The sequence below is a fragment of the Corynebacterium sp. HMSC08C04 genome (assembly GCF_001807495.1).
Taxonomy (GTDB): domain Bacteria; phylum Actinomycetota; class Actinomycetes; order Mycobacteriales; family Mycobacteriaceae; genus Corynebacterium; species Corynebacterium simulans.
This window is the reverse complement of sequence record NZ_KV789226.1, coordinates 273,304-286,932: the sequence shown is the minus strand read 5'-3', so window position 1 is coordinate 286,932 and position 13,629 is coordinate 273,304. Positions and strand designations below refer to the sequence as shown.

At 56.5% G+C, this 13,629-nt stretch carries 14 protein-coding genes and 1 pseudogene; all 15 read left to right on the top strand.

Annotated elements, in window-relative coordinates:
* Positions 1–593: pseudogene (locus HMPREF3169_RS09750) on the top strand (hypothetical protein); the annotation flags it as partial.
* A complete protein-coding gene (locus HMPREF3169_RS09745) occupies positions 593–2,005 on the top strand; it encodes a phage portal protein (protein WP_070456312.1) in 1,413 nt (470 codons plus the stop codon). The pseudogene HMPREF3169_RS09750 and the gene HMPREF3169_RS09745, both read left to right, overlap by 1 nt.
* Entirely contained in the window at positions 2,002–2,811 is an 810-nt protein-coding gene (locus HMPREF3169_RS09740; protein ID WP_083286111.1) for a VG15 protein, read from the top strand. Before HMPREF3169_RS09745 ends, HMPREF3169_RS09740 begins: the two co-directional genes overlap by 4 nt.
* A gap of 101 nt (positions 2,812–2,912) precedes the next feature.
* Positions 2,913–3,488, top strand: coding sequence for a hypothetical protein (locus HMPREF3169_RS09735; RefSeq protein ID WP_070456311.1), 576 nt, complete (start codon positions 2,913–2,915; stop codon positions 3,486–3,488).
* A gap of 5 nt (positions 3,489–3,493) precedes the next feature.
* The gene (locus HMPREF3169_RS09730) at positions 3,494–3,871 is read left to right on the top strand and encodes a hypothetical protein (RefSeq protein ID WP_070456309.1); all 378 of its coding nucleotides are present in this window, start codon (positions 3,494–3,496) and stop codon (positions 3,869–3,871) included.
* Between the two features lie 3 nt (positions 3,872–3,874).
* On the top strand, positions 3,875–4,897 hold the full coding sequence (locus tag HMPREF3169_RS09725) for a major capsid protein (protein ID WP_070456307.1): 1,023 nt from the start codon (positions 3,875–3,877) through the stop codon (positions 4,895–4,897).
* Complete coding sequence (locus HMPREF3169_RS13175) at positions 4,887–5,081, top strand: hypothetical protein (protein WP_168162632.1); 195 nt, start codon at positions 4,887–4,889, stop codon at positions 5,079–5,081. The genes HMPREF3169_RS09725 and HMPREF3169_RS13175 overlap by 11 nt, the downstream gene beginning before the upstream one ends.
* Complete coding sequence (locus HMPREF3169_RS09720; protein ID WP_083286110.1) at positions 5,023–5,394, top strand: hypothetical protein; 372 nt, start codon at positions 5,023–5,025, stop codon at positions 5,392–5,394. The genes HMPREF3169_RS13175 and HMPREF3169_RS09720 overlap by 59 nt, the downstream gene beginning before the upstream one ends.
* A 9-nt stretch (positions 5,395–5,403) precedes the next feature.
* Positions 5,404–5,748 (top strand): hypothetical protein, encoded by a 345-nt coding sequence (locus HMPREF3169_RS09715; protein ID WP_070456306.1) that lies wholly within the window; start codon positions 5,404–5,406, stop codon positions 5,746–5,748.
* Complete coding sequence (locus tag HMPREF3169_RS09710; protein ID WP_070456304.1) at positions 5,749–6,024, top strand: hypothetical protein; 276 nt, start codon at positions 5,749–5,751, stop codon at positions 6,022–6,024.
* Between the two features lie 89 nt (positions 6,025–6,113).
* Positions 6,114–6,395: a hypothetical protein gene (locus HMPREF3169_RS09705; RefSeq protein ID WP_148132119.1), complete on the top strand. Its 282-nt coding sequence runs from the start codon at positions 6,114–6,116 to the stop codon at positions 6,393–6,395.
* Positions 6,396–6,445: 50 nt separating this feature from the next.
* The gene (locus HMPREF3169_RS09700) at positions 6,446–7,072 is read left to right on the top strand and encodes a phage tail tube protein (protein WP_070456299.1); all 627 of its coding nucleotides are present in this window, start codon (positions 6,446–6,448) and stop codon (positions 7,070–7,072) included.
* 94 nt (positions 7,073–7,166) lie between these two features.
* Positions 7,167–7,463: a hypothetical protein gene (locus HMPREF3169_RS09695; RefSeq protein ID WP_070456297.1), complete on the top strand. Its 297-nt coding sequence runs from the start codon at positions 7,167–7,169 to the stop codon at positions 7,461–7,463.
* A gap of 104 nt (positions 7,464–7,567) precedes the next feature.
* Positions 7,568–7,894, top strand: coding sequence for a hypothetical protein (locus tag HMPREF3169_RS09690; RefSeq protein ID WP_148132118.1), 327 nt, complete (start codon positions 7,568–7,570; stop codon positions 7,892–7,894).
* A gap of 25 nt (positions 7,895–7,919) precedes the next feature.
* Complete coding sequence (locus HMPREF3169_RS09685) at positions 7,920–13,628, top strand: phage tail protein (protein ID WP_070456292.1); 5,709 nt, start codon at positions 7,920–7,922, stop codon at positions 13,626–13,628.
* Position 13,629: the final 1 nt, after the last annotated feature.

The window sequence follows — 13,629 nt, the reverse complement described above, 5'->3', positions numbered from 1 at the left end:
CCGACGTGTCTACTTTCCGGGGGTCAGGCCCGGATGCGACTGCGCTGGTGGCAGCACGTCCTGCGGACAAGCACATTTGCGAGATCAAGATTTGGGAGAAAGGCCCGAACGACACACAGGACTGGCAACCGAATCTGCTGGATATTCAAGCCACGATTGATGACTGTTTCCGCAGGTATAACGTCATCGGTTTTTATGCCGATCCGTCCGGGTGGCAATCTCAGGTTGCTGAATGGGAAGCGAGATACCGTAGGCAATTACGGGTGAGGGTTTCCCGAAACTCACCAATTGCCGCCTGGCCACGGGCGAAAACATCATCAGTGTCCGAGTGGGTCGAGAATTTCCGACAAGCGATCATGCTGGAAGAGGTCAGCATTGGCGCTTCGCCACACTTGGTCCGCCACCTGCTCAACGCACGCCGACGCGCAACCCGAACCGGGTATCTGCTGTATAAGGCCTATCCCGATTCGCCGGACAAAATTGATGGCACGTATGCCGCGATGTTGGCGTTTCGTGCGATGACTGAGGCTGTGTCTGCAGGTTGGGGTCAACCACGTGAACGAACCGAGAAAAGAAAGATTGGAGTGTTGTGATGGCTCGTTTGTCTGAGTCGCACCGGGATTTTCTGTCGGTGCTCAACGGGACGCGGAACCGTCGGTATTCTGCCAATAAGACTGCCGAGGATTTCTATACTGGCGAGTACATTACTGGCACGCTAAACATTGCTGTCCCGCCGGAGTTGGCTGCGAAACTGAACGTGGCGTCTGATTGGCCAGCTACTGTGGTGGACTCCTACGCGGAGCGCATGCGCTTCCTCGGCTGGGCTGACCAGCGCCGACGCGGCCTAGAACAGGTCACGGAGTTGGCTGGGGTGCCACTAGCTACTAAGGAGGCGGTTCTTGACTCCCTAATCTTCGGTATCGGGTTTATCGCCTTGGAACCGGACGACACTGGGGTGTGGAAAGCGCACTCGGTCCCACCGACTGAGGGCACGCTGATTTGGGATAACTTCAATCAGCGCCCCGTGGCTGGAATGCGTGAACGAACGCTCCTAGATGGAGATAAGCAGACAGTCCTGTACCTACCGGAGGGTGTCGCATACATTAGGGGCAATTCTTCCGAGGTTGATGATTTTGTACCCCACACGCTTGGTACGCCGTCTATTGTGCGTATCCGTAATAATGTTCGTTCCCGCCGTTGGTATGGCCGATCGATGATTAGCACGCCGGTTCGCTACTACACTATTGCGGCCTGCCGAACGTTGCAGGGTATGGAACTAAACCGCGAGTTTTACACCTATCCGCAACGCTGGCTGAAGAACGGCACCATGGACATGTTTGTGGATGGTGATAACCCGTCGGAGTCTGAGAAGGTCATGGCGGGGTTTAGGGCCACCACCGGGTCCTTGTTGACGTTGCCGCCTCCCGAGATTCCAGGCGAACCCGAGATGGAACTTCACCAGTTCTCATCGTCGCCGCCCACGCCGTTTATTGAGCAGGTGCGCGCTTACTCGCAGCTTATGTCGTCGGCTACTGGTATCCCGGTGGCTTATCTTGGTTTTTCGACTGAGAATCCGCCTAGCGCGGACGCGATTCGTGCGTGGCTTGACCGGCTTATTCTGGGGTGCCGTAACCAGCAGGATTTGATTAACCCTGACCTACGCCAAGTGGGGTGGATGGCGTCGTGGCTGAACGGGAACCGGATTCCGTGGTCGGAATTTTCCACCAGTGTTAAGGAACGTTGGGAGGACCCGGCGTCGCCTACGCTGTCGTCGGACGCGGATGCGATTATGAAGCTATCCCAGTGGATTGACCCCACGTCTGATTGGGCACTGGATAGGCTACGAATCCCCGATGACCAGCGGCCAAAGATTCGCCAAAATGCGCGTGTAGAAAAGCTAAACAAGTTGGTGGAGTCGAAGATTCAGTCGCAGTCAAATACGTCTACCGAGGACGCGCAGATTGTCGAGGAACTATCGACGAGGCGAGGGAGTGGTGAACCGTGACGGTAGTGACGGGAGGCAAGCTTGAGTGGGATTTGATGCGCAACCAGCTTGACCAGGTAAACCGAATGGCGATGCATGACCTACTGCAGATCATTCGCCGGGCTAAGGATCTTGAGCGCGAACAGGCACGCATTTACCTCACTGAGGCACTTTCTGCTTTGGTGAACACTTTTGGTGGCGCTGCTGCTGAGATGACCGCAACATGGTGGGATGAAATCGTTGCCGACGACCTATACGAGGCGTTGCCTGCATACATGCCTACCTATGAGCAGCTAACTAAAGAAGTTCGGTGGGGCATGGCAACAAATGAGGTCGGGCGCATTGACCCGACGTCACGCATGGCGCTGCTACTTCAAAAACACATTTTTGGCGCGAGCCGAAACACTGTTGACCTGAATGCGCTAAACACGGGTGTGAAGTACGCCAGGGTTGCGCAGCCCGGGGCGTGTTCATTCTGCCGGATTCTGGCGTCTCGTGGCGCCGTGTACGGGTCGGAGTCATCGGCCCTGTTCGTCGGCATGTCCGGTGTGAAGAAGCATTATTCCGATGGCAAGGACAAGGGCACTCGGCTTAAGAAGGGCCGTGTGCGCGGTTTGCAGTCGGCAGGATCGAAGTACCACGACCACTGTAAATGTGTCGCCGCCCCGGTTCCCGACGGGGTGGACGCAAATTTTCCTGGGTATATGTCTGATTTTGAAGAGGAGTATGAGGCGGCCAGGTTGTACGCCGCCGAGAAGTACCCGGGGGAGCCAATGACCATGAAACTAATCACTAAGGCGATGCGAGAGCAGGGCATCGCTGCGTAAATAGCCGGAATGGCCGAGTTAGTAGCGCGGGAGCGCCTCACGTGTGGGGTGGTCGCGCTCACCCCCACATGTAATCCGAAAAGGAAGAAGGAGACAGCAAAATGGCTAAAGAGAATAACACCCCGGTAGAAGAGCAGAACGCCGGCGAAGAGGTAGTGCAGCACACCAGTGAGACGCCCACTACAAGCCCTGATGACACGTCAGAGGCGTGGGGTGACGTATTCCCCGACAAGACCCCAGAAGAGGTTAAGTCGGAAATTCAGGACTGGAAAAAGCACTCCCGTGAATGGGAGAAGCGTGCCAAGTCTTGGCAAAAGAAAGTTGATGACGCACCAGACACGAGTGACGAAGTTGAGAAGGCTCTAAACCAGGCAAGGGACGCTAACCAGCGCCGTGAGGCCGCTGAGTCTGAACTCAACATGTTCCGTGACCTGTTTGCGTTGGAGATTGAGATTGGCACGCAGGTGCCGGTATCCCAGCTTGCTGACTCCATCGCCTTCCGTGACGCCTACCAAGCACTGGACCGCGAATCCGACGACTTCGACAAGAAGCTGAAAGAAATCGTTGAGAAGCGATCCGGTGTTGCCTACGCCCCACGCGGGGTGGAGGTCCCCGGTGGCAGTTCGGCAGGCGCTGACCTGTATGACCGCATGTTCCCCAAGAATAAGGAGAAGTAAAGAACATGTCTTTGATTGTTGATAATGAGAAGGTGGGCGGCTCGAACCAGAAGTGGCTCGGCTCCGCCCACGCTACTAACGAGGCCCAGACCGTCACCCTCAAGGTGGAAGCCTTTAAGGCCTTCGGTGACCTCATCCCCGCCGGCGTTCCCCTCAAGCAGGACGCTAAGGGCCTGTATGAGCCGGTAGCCGCCGCTGAGGATAAGCTCGCCGGTTTCCTGCTCACTGACCAGCCAGCACGCGGCGACCACCAGGTGGCCCCCATGGTGTGGCATGGCCGTATTCGCCCGGCATTCCTGCCGGAAAAGGCGTTTGACGTCACCACCCTCACTCAGGTACCGGCGTCGTTCGTATTCGCTACTAAGGAAGAGGTGGAGGCCTAAACCATGGCACTTTCTAATGATGTTATTCACGCGTCTGAGCTGACTGTTTTTGCTCGACGCACTCAGCAGGACATTAACGCCCGCAATATTTCCCTGTCGCAGTTCTTCCCAGACACGCCGACGGATTCGGATGTTGCGAAGTACACCATCACTGATGGCGGCCTCGTCAACGCGGCTGAGTACCGTTCCTATGACGCCGAATCCACTATTGGTGGTGCGCGTGGTGGACGCCAGGTAGCTTTGCAGCTGCCGCCGGTATCCCAGAAGAACCGTATTGGTGAGCTGGACCAGATTCGCGCACGTGGCGGCAACACCCAGGCTGAGGAAAAGATTGGTCAGGTCACTGTGGACACCACTAACGCCGTCCTGAGCCGTATTGAGGCACTGCGCGGTACCGTGCTGGAGACTGGCCGTGTCACCATCAAGGAGAACGGTTTCTACGCCGACGAAGACCTTGGCCGCAAGGCCGACATGACCACCAAGGCCGCTAACCAGTGGGACGCCGACACCGGCACTCCGCTGGATGACCTCATTGCATGGGGCGAGAAGTACGAGGACGAGAACGGTGTTCTGCCCGGCACTATCCTGGCCTCCAACAAGGTGATTTCCGCATTCCAGCGCAACAAGCAGGTTCGTGACGCCATCGGTGGCACCGCTGTCCGCAACGTTGCCACCCTGGATGAGCTCAACGCTGTCCTCGGCTCCTACGGCCTACCGGGATTCACCCGCTTCACCCGTGCCGTAAACATTGCGGGTAAGCGGAAGCCGATTCTGTCCCCAGATAAGGTGTTCATGCTGCCGGCTGCTGGCACCAATGAGCTTGGACAGACCGTGTTTGGCACCACCGCCGAGGCGAACGCCCCCGAGTACGGCATCGCCCCGGCTGACGCGCCGGGCCTGATTGCCGGCGTAAATGTGGAGTGGGACCCGTACGCCTACTGGGTACGCGTCAATGGCCTTGCCTTGCCGGTGATGACTAACCCGAACGCCTCTATGGTTGCGCAGGTGTTGAACTTTGCGGGTTAAGTCTGACATTGAGGGCACCATCCTGGTCCACGTCGCTGGTGGCGCAATTTACTTGCGTGCCGGTGATGAGGTGCCGGAGGGTGCGACTGTTGATGATCGTCTTGTCGAGGGGAAGGAGGCTGCTAGTGCTCGCGGAACTAAGCGACGTTCAAAGGCTGCTTCCCGACCAGCAGATTCCGAGTGATGAAGCTGAGTATGTAACCGCCCTGATTGAAGAGGCTGGCGACCTGGTGGAGGCGTACTGCCGAACGGCTTTTGATACGCCTGTGCCTGACCGTGTGCGGCGTGTGGTTGCCCGTATGGTGGCGCGTGCTTATTCCGAAAAGGAAGGCGCGGTGCCTGAAGGCGCCTCGTCCACGTCTGTGTCCGCTGGCCCGTTTTCGCGCTCGTTTGGGTTTGAGTCCGGAGCTACCACTAATGGTGTGTGGCTGTCGGCTAATGACAAGCAGCGCCTACGTGGTTACCGGGGGCGCGTGTTCACGGTGTGGCCGTATTAGGGGGCGGTTGTGAGCTTTATCCCGCTGAAGCAGTCGTTGGAGTTCATGGTGCCTGGTAAGACCGTGGACCGGTTTGGTAATGAGCGGCCCACCGCGGGTGATTGGGTGGAATATCCGGTTGCGTCGTGGTGGGTAGATATGAGCCAAGAAGAACACGGTGATTCTGTGCTGCGCACCGTGGACATGCTGCATGTTCACATGCGTCCTGGGGATGCGCCGCCTGCTGATGGGCAGGTGCGTACCCCGGATGGTCAGGTGTGGCAGGTGCAGGGGCATGTGCAGGATTTCAATCATGGTTGGCATGGTTGGTCTCCTGGTTTGGTGGTTGTTGATTGCAGGAAGGTGGTGGGCTAGTTGGGTAAGCCGATTAAGTGGAATATGGCCGCTTTTGAGGAGATCCGTACGATGCCTGCTACTAGGGCTGCGGTTGATGGTGCTGCCGATAAGGTGCGGCAGCGTGCTGAGGCTGTGTCCCCGTCGCCGGAGGTGCGCCGCTATCAGGCGAACGGTCGCGTAACGACTGCTAACGGTAAGTCTCGTTACCGCGTGTATGTGCGCTCGGCAGACTATGCGGCCTCGCATTCGCAGAAGAAGCACAACACCCTGTTGAAGGCTTTGGGTGGTGCGTGATGCTGACCGCTGTTGAGCACGTGTTGGCCGGATTGCGTGACCTGACTGGGGTGCCGGCGTCGACGCGTGTACCTCCGAAGCCCCCTCCGGTGTTTATCCGTGTGGAGCCGTCTGCCCCGGAGGCGTATTCCCCTACGTATGACAAGGTCTTCATGATTGTTGAGGTCTATGGGCGTTGGCAAGACATGGAGGCAGTCCTGAGCACTGTGTACCAGTGCCGTGACTATCTGCGGTTCACGATCTCTACCGAGTACCCGGCGATTGTTGGGTGGGATGAGATGAGTGGGCCGCATGAATTAAATGACCCTGATATTGAAGAAACGCATACGCGCTGGCAGTTAGCTGGCCATGCGTACCAAGCACTCGCCTAGTGGTGGGTGCTTTTTTCATGCCCAAATTACATGAGTTAGGAGACTCAAAAATGGCTGATGCACGTAATCGCTCAAATGTGCTCGTTGGCGCACCTGATGTGAAGGCATCTGGCGGCCTGCTTATTGGTGACGTCCAGAAGACCGCCACTAATTTCCCGAAGGACGCATCCACTGCGCTTCCCACTGGTCTTAATGCGAAGCCAGCTGGATTTATTGGCGAGGAGGGTCTGACAAAGACCGTTGACCGCTCCACGGAGAAGATTAAGGACTGGAACAAGGACACCGTCATTGTTCTGGAGACTGATCACTCTGTGGTGCTTAAGTTCACGTTCCTTGAGTCTGCGAACGCGAATGTTCTTAAGGCGGTTTACGGCAAGGACAACGTCACCATCGAGGGGAAGAACATCACGGTAGCTGATGCTGCTGGCGAGCTTCCACACTTCTCGCTTGTTGCTGAGATGAATGGTGGCGAGGGCAAGAAGGCCCGTATTTTCGTCCCGGATGGCCAGGTCACGTCTGTCGGTGACATCACCTTTAAGAAGGATGACGTCATCAAGTACGAGGTCGAAATTGAGTGCTTCGCAGTGGATAACAAGAAGTTCATCGCGCACTTTGAGGTGCCATCTGAAGAGGTCGCCACGTCTGAGGGGGTCTCCCCGGCTGGGGATAACCACTAGCGGTCGCGCCGGGCTAGGGGAGTAGGGAGACGCCCCTAGCCCACCTAAACGTCTCCCATAATCTTTCATTTCATATTTCAATAGGAGGTCTCCCATGACTACCAAGACGACCAAGAAGTCGAAGGCCAATACTTTTACTTACACCTACGAGGGCAAGACCATTAGTCTGCCGAAGTTCGGTAATTTCCCGTTCGGTATCATCCGCAAAATCCGCAAGCTTGCCGACGAGGAACAGTTTTACAGCCTGCTGGAACTCGTCACCAAGAATGACCCAGAAACCCTAGACATCATTGATGAGATGTATGCCGAAGATGTGGTTGACCTAGTCACCGCATGGCAGAAGGATGCAGGTGTAACGGTGGGGGAATCGGAAGAGTCTGCGGACTCCTAGAGGACCCTGCGCAGCGGCGCGCCCTGGAGGGGGATTTGGTGCGCGCTGGTTTGCGCTTACGCTGGTTTTTTACTGGCGATCCTGATTATCAGTTGCAGGATTTGGTGGCGTTTATTGATTCATCGTCGCGGGATTCTGCACTGTCTCGTGTCGTGCTGGGGGAGGACGCTGTGTGGGGTCTTGGGGAGGATTTGGCGGCGATTATCGCTGATCGGTTGGGGTGGATTCATTTTGCCCTGGTGGGTCAGCAGGGTGATAAGCCGCCGCCCCCGATTTACCGCCACGCTGGCGGTTCTTCGCCTTCTGGTGGTTCTGAGGTGCCTGAGTTTGCGGCTGAGGAAGTTGACCTCAATGACCGTAATTCTAGTGGCCGCGTCACCGGTGAGGTGTGGTCTACCGCTGAGACTGCGAAGGCCCTGGGCTGGGCTTAGAACACTGCTTTAGGAAGGACTTGTTATGCCGACTATGAATCTGGCTTCTGCTTATATCACCATCATGCCGGATACGTCGAAGCTGGCAGAGGGTATTAAGAAGTCCCTCTCCGGCCTGGATTCGGATGGTAAGGATGCCGGTAAGAAGCTAGCCGACGGCATGTCCAACGCCCTGAAGGGTAAGGGCAAGGACGCGGGCGGTGACCTTGGTAAGGAGATTACCGATGCCATGGGCCGCGCCGTGAAGGGTGAGGGCACGAAGGTCGGCAAGATTATTGGCGACGACGTGTCGAAAGCCCTGAACAGTGAGGCGGAGAAGGCGGGTAAGTCTTTCGGCCAGAAACTGTCGTCGGCGGTGGGTAAGGCCGGGTCGTCGGTGGTGGACTTTTCCAACAAGTTTAGGGTTCATGCTGGTGTTGCGCTGGGTGGTTTGACTGCGCTTGGTAAGGGTGCGGCTGATTACGCGGCTGAGGCCGAGCAGTCCTATGGCGCGGTGGAATCCATCTTTGGTGAGCACTCTGCAAAGATTAATAACCTGTCTAAGACGGCTGCCGACTCTGTTGGCCTGTCGGGGCGTGAGTATCGTGAGCAGGCATCCTATATGGGTGCGATGCTGAAGAACTTAGGCACTCCGATGGAGGAGCTTGGCGGGAAGTCTGCTGACCTGGTCGCGATGGGTGCTGACCTTGCTGCCACGTTTGGTGGCCCTACGTCTGATGCAGTGTCTGCGTTGGGCGCGGTGCTGCGTGGCGAGACTGACCCGATTGAGCGCTACGGCATTTCGATTAAGCAGGCTGATATTAAAGCCAAGATGGCCGAGATGGGGCTGGATGGCCTGACTGGTGAGGCTGAGAAGCAGGCTAAGGCTCAGGCCACGCTGGCGCTGTTGACGGAGCAGTCCGCGTCGGCACAAGGCCAGTTTGCGCGTGAAACGGATACCGCTGCGCATAAAACGCAGGTTGCGAAGGCCAAACTTGATGACGCTAAGGAAACTATCGGCACTGCACTGTTGCCGGTGATGGCGTTGGTAACTGAAGCCTTTGCGAAAGTTTCTGCGCAGGTCGGCAAGCACCCTAAGCTGTTTTTGACGTTAGCTGGCGCAGTGGGCACGGTGGCCGCTGCCATTGTTGGCATTTCGACTGTAGCGTCGGCTGTTACTGCGCTTGGTGGCATGGCGAAGATTGCTGCCGTGGCGGGGAAAGCGATGACGGGCCTCAAGGCTGCGATGGCTGTGCTTATGGGGCCGGTTGGCCTCATTGTTGCTGGTATCGCCGCTGTTGTTGCTGGCCTGGTGTTGTTCTTTACGAAGACGGAGACTGGCCGCAAGCTGTGGGCGTCGTTTACTGAGGCTCTTGGTAAGGGCTGGGATTGGGTCGTTGAGAAGTTTAAGGCCGGTATTGAGTGGGTTAAGACGAATTTCGGCCCGACGTTTGAGGCCATCAAGGAAAAAGCCATCGGCATTTGGGATGGTGTTACGGAAAAGGTCTCTGCTGTTTTCGGCAAGATTAAAGAGATTGTTTCTGGCGCTCTGAACTTCTGGAAGACCGGTGACTCCACTGATTATGCTGCTGCTCTGGGGTTGAATCCTGATTCCCCGATTTTCACGGCTCTAGAGTTCTTCCGCGACAAGCTGGTCGTGCTGAAGGACTTTGCTATCGAGGCGTGGGGTCTGATGCAGGAGAAGTGGGCCGAGTTCACGGTGGGCTTTGGCCAGTTCTACGACACGTGGGTAGCGCCAGTGTTTGAGCTGTTCAAGGCGGCTGCTGGTCTTTGGTGGGAAGGCGTCAAGCAGAGTTTTGAGCTAGTTCAGCAGGCGTGGGAGGTCTTGGCGCAGGCATTCCAGATTGTGTGGGATGGTGTGCTTAAGCCCGTGTTCGACTTTATGAAAACCGTGGTGCAGGAGGCTGCGGCCTTCATTGCCCCGATTCTTCAAACTGTGCTGGTGCAGGCGTTTAACGTGTTTGCCACGGCGGTTAAGTCTGTGTGGGAGAACATGATTAAGCCCGCGTGGGGTGCGATGCGTGACACGTTTGGCATCGTGGCGGACATTCTCACCGGTAACTTCTCTAATCTGGGGAACCGGTTCTCGTCCCTGGGTGACCACATTAGGGGTGTTGTTTCTGGGCCGCTTCAGGTGGCGTGGGATTTGATGAAGGCCGGTGTGTCCGCGGCTGTTGAGGTGGCGAAGGCTGTTATCAACCAGTTCCGTGGCGTGGTTGCCGGTATGGTGTCCGCTGTTAAGGGCAAGATTGAGGAGATGGTTGCCGGGTTCCGTGCGATGCCGGGCAAGATTCGGGCTGCGTTTGCTGGTGCTGGTTCGTGGCTGATGGATGCTGGTCGCAGCATTATCCGTGGTCTTGCTGATGGTGTTCGTTCTGCTGCTGGCATGGTGGAGAATGCGGTTCGTGCTGTCATCCCGGATAAAATTGAGCGTTTCGTGCCGGGCCTGTACCTGGGTGGTGTGGTGCCTGCGTTTGCGCGTGGTGGTGTGCTGCCTGATGTGCCTGGTGTGCCGCGTTCGGAGCGTGACCCGATTCTGGGTTGGTCTACTGAGCGCAAACAGCCTATCGCCCGCGTGGAGCCGGGCGAGTTCATCGTCAACCGTGAGGCGACCAAGAAATACGGTCGCCTACTGGCTGCTATCAACGGCGGCAAGCTTAACGGCAAGATGGGCGACCTCGGCCTACCCGGCTACGCTGATGGTGGAGTAGTTGGCTACTCTGACGTAATCAGGTGGCTTAAGGGTTCGACTGTTAACGGTAACCCTGTTCCGCGCCCGTTGGATGGAACTCCATATGTGTGGGGCGGCGGGCTGGATTCTAATTGGGGTGATTGCTCCGGTCTACAGTCTGCTATTGCTTCTTTGGTATCTGGCGTGGACGCCACGGGTCGTAAGTTTGCGACCATGTCTCAGGGTTCTTGGTTGGGTGCGCATGGATTTAAGCGTGGACGCTCTAGCGGGAAAAACGCATTTGAGACCGCGTACTTCAACGGTGGGCCTTACGGCGGCCACACTGCCGGAACGTTGTATGGCCCGAATGGCGAATCCACAAACGTGGAGATGGGCGGTGGCCGCGGCGACGGGCAGCTTGGCGGACCAGCTGCAGGCTCCCGTAATTCCCAGTTCACAGATATTTGGTGGCACCCGCTTAAGGCTGGCGCTAGTGGCACTGCCGATAAGGTTCTTAACACCTCCGTTGACGGTGTAGATGTTAAGACCACTGACGGAGAGACCAAGAGTGTTTCTTGGGGCTCTGCTGAGGGCATCTTTGAGTTGGCGAAGAGGGGCGTGCGCCTGTTCGATACGGGTGGCGTGTGGAAGTCCGGGATGCTGGGCATGAACTTGTCCGGTAAGAACGAGTACGTTTTCACCAACAATTCCATGCGCGACTTTTTGGCCGCTACAAAGAGTCTTTCTGTTGCTGGGAAGCAGCTTGCACACCTTGCAGCAACGGGTGATTTTGTTGGCGCGGGCGGTCGCGGGCTTGAAGAAGATGATCGTCTAGTTGACGCTATTCTGTCTCTGCGTAAGGGGATCGAAAACCTTAGCTATAACGGGATAGCTAAGCTGTTCGGGCAGCGCAGTTCCGAGCTGATTAAAGAAGCTACCGGCGGTGCCCTGGGCGGCTGGACCGCAAAAACGAAACTCCTGGAAGACGCCGAAAAGGGCCTTGCGGAGGTTCGTAAGAAGGCCACCGCTGAAAACGCCGACGTGAAGAAGGCAGAAGAAAAGCTAGCCAAGGTTCGAGAGAGTACGGAGCGTGACCTGAAGGTTGCCCGTGAGTCGAATAAGGGGAAGGCTGATGAAGCCAAGAAGAACGCTTCTGCCCAGGAGGCAGCCAACAAGAAGGTTCGTAAAGCTGAACTTGAACTAGCAGATGCCCGCAAGAACGCTGCCGGTTCTACTGGAGAATACGCGGAAGAACTGGCGGCGGCTGAGAAGACGGTCGCCGCGGCCCGTAAAGCATCGCTGGTCAAGGGCTTCGATAATGGCGCCAACATCATGTCCTTCTTGAACCACGGAACGCTGGCGGATTACGCATCGACTGTTGGCGACCTTGGCGATTTGCTCAAGGAGCTTGGGCCTATCCTGGGCGGCTTTGGCCAGCTGGTTTCGGATATTTCTGATTCTGTATCCAGTGCGCTCGGAGCAACCGCAAAGCTAAAGAAGTCCTATGAGGAGCAGGCTGAGGCTAATTCCGCGTTGTATGCGGCTGAAGCAACGCTTAAGGCTGCCCGCATGGACGGTGACGCTGGCAAGATTGCTGAGGCCGAAAAGGGCCTTAGTGAAGCCCGTGAGACTGCGGCGACTACTGCGGCAGCTACCGGCCGGCTAGAAATTGCTACGGCTATTGAGCTTGCTTCCACGGCTATCAAACTGGTGAAGAAGATAATTGGTTTCATCGATGAGAGAGTCCAATCTGTCTTTAAGGGTATTTCATCCGCTTGGGACGCTGTTGGTGACGCATTTGGTTCTATGGCCAAGCTGACTGATACCGTGCGTGATTTGCGTGGTGAGGTTACCGGGCTGGCGTTGGATCAGGCGATGGCCCTGATTGAGCTGGCGGCCGCGTATCGTAATCTGCGGATTACTCAGATGGACGGTATGGCAGCGCAGCTTAAAGGGGCTGTCACCGTGGCCGAGGCGCAGGCCGAGTTTGAGGCGCAGCGTAAGGCCGATATGGCCGCTGCACGCGCTAACTATGATGACCTTTCGCTTGCATTCGATCGTTTCCGTTGGGGAATGGTTGGGGCGAACGAAGAGGTTATGGACTCTATGGCCGCGTGGTCGGATAAGTCGCATGAACTGTATTCGAAGCTGTTGGCTGCTCAGGTTGGTCAGCAGATTCTTGAGAAGAAGGCCCAGGCGGATAACCTTGAAGCAGCGTATAAGCACACGCTTGCGGTGTTGTCGCTGCAGGAGGTAACTACGTCGTTGCAGTTTGCAGCGGAGAAGTTGGCTGTTGCTTCCTCCAAGTCGTTTGGTATGGATGAGGTTGGTGCTACTGTTGCGGAGCGTTACGCCTCCTTGATGGCGGAGAAGGCGAAGCTGAAGGCTGACAATGCTTCCATTGGCACGTGGATTAATCCTGTGAATTGGTTTACTACCATGCCGGGCAATAAGCGCCGTATGGCTCAGATTGATGAGCAGCTAAAGCGCCTGGAGCAGCATCCTGACTTTGCAGGTTTGGATTCTGACACTAAGGCAGAAATTGATAAGGCGGTTAATTCTGCTGGTTGGATGGGATTCCTTGGTGCCGGTGACAAGGTCTCTGACATGATTAAGAATTCTGTTTTGGGTGACGCTGGCCGTGCTTTGGATGAGATTAAGTTTGAGAATTCTCTGATTGATCTCAAGGCGCAGCAGGAGAAGCTGCGCCAGTCGATTGAGAAGCAGCGCGCTGAGATTGATTACCGGAAGCAGGCTGACCCGTTGGAGACGCTGATTAAGGGTCTTGAATCGGAGAAGGCTTCGCATGAGACGTGGGCGGAGTATTGGGCTTCGGCTGATGAGCATGTTCGTAAGGCTTTGGCTGATTTGGCTGGTTTCCAGGCGGATTCTGCCGCTGAGTTGAAGCAGATGGCTGCGGAGCCTAACAAGGTTGTGCAGATTTCTGGGGATACGTTCTCGCGTGAGCAGTTGGAGGCTGCGATGGCGGAGTTGGGGGTTCGTGTGGAGCGGTTGGAGAATCCGCGCCCGTCGGCTGCGGCTGTTATTGCGTCGCGTCGCTAGT

What these genes read in the sequence shown, in the direction of transcription:
- HMPREF3169_RS09735 (WP_070456311.1), top strand. Translation starts at nt 2,913, where the DNA reads ATGGCTAAAGAGAATAACACCCCGGTAGAAGAGCAGAACGCCGGCGAA.
- HMPREF3169_RS09745 (WP_070456312.1), top strand. Translation starts at nt 593, where the DNA reads ATGGCTCGTTTGTCTGAGTCGCACCGGGATTTTCTGTCGGTGCTCAAC.
- HMPREF3169_RS09685 (WP_070456292.1), top strand. Translation starts at nt 7,920, where the DNA reads ATGCCGACTATGAATCTGGCTTCTGCTTATATCACCATCATGCCGGAT.
- HMPREF3169_RS09700 (WP_070456299.1), top strand. Translation starts at nt 6,446, where the DNA reads ATGGCTGATGCACGTAATCGCTCAAATGTGCTCGTTGGCGCACCTGAT.
- HMPREF3169_RS09725 (WP_070456307.1), top strand. Translation starts at nt 3,875, where the DNA reads ATGGCACTTTCTAATGATGTTATTCACGCGTCTGAGCTGACTGTTTTT.
- HMPREF3169_RS09730 (WP_070456309.1), top strand. Translation starts at nt 3,494, where the DNA reads ATGTCTTTGATTGTTGATAATGAGAAGGTGGGCGGCTCGAACCAGAAG.
- HMPREF3169_RS09695 (WP_070456297.1), top strand. Translation starts at nt 7,167, where the DNA reads ATGACTACCAAGACGACCAAGAAGTCGAAGGCCAATACTTTTACTTAC.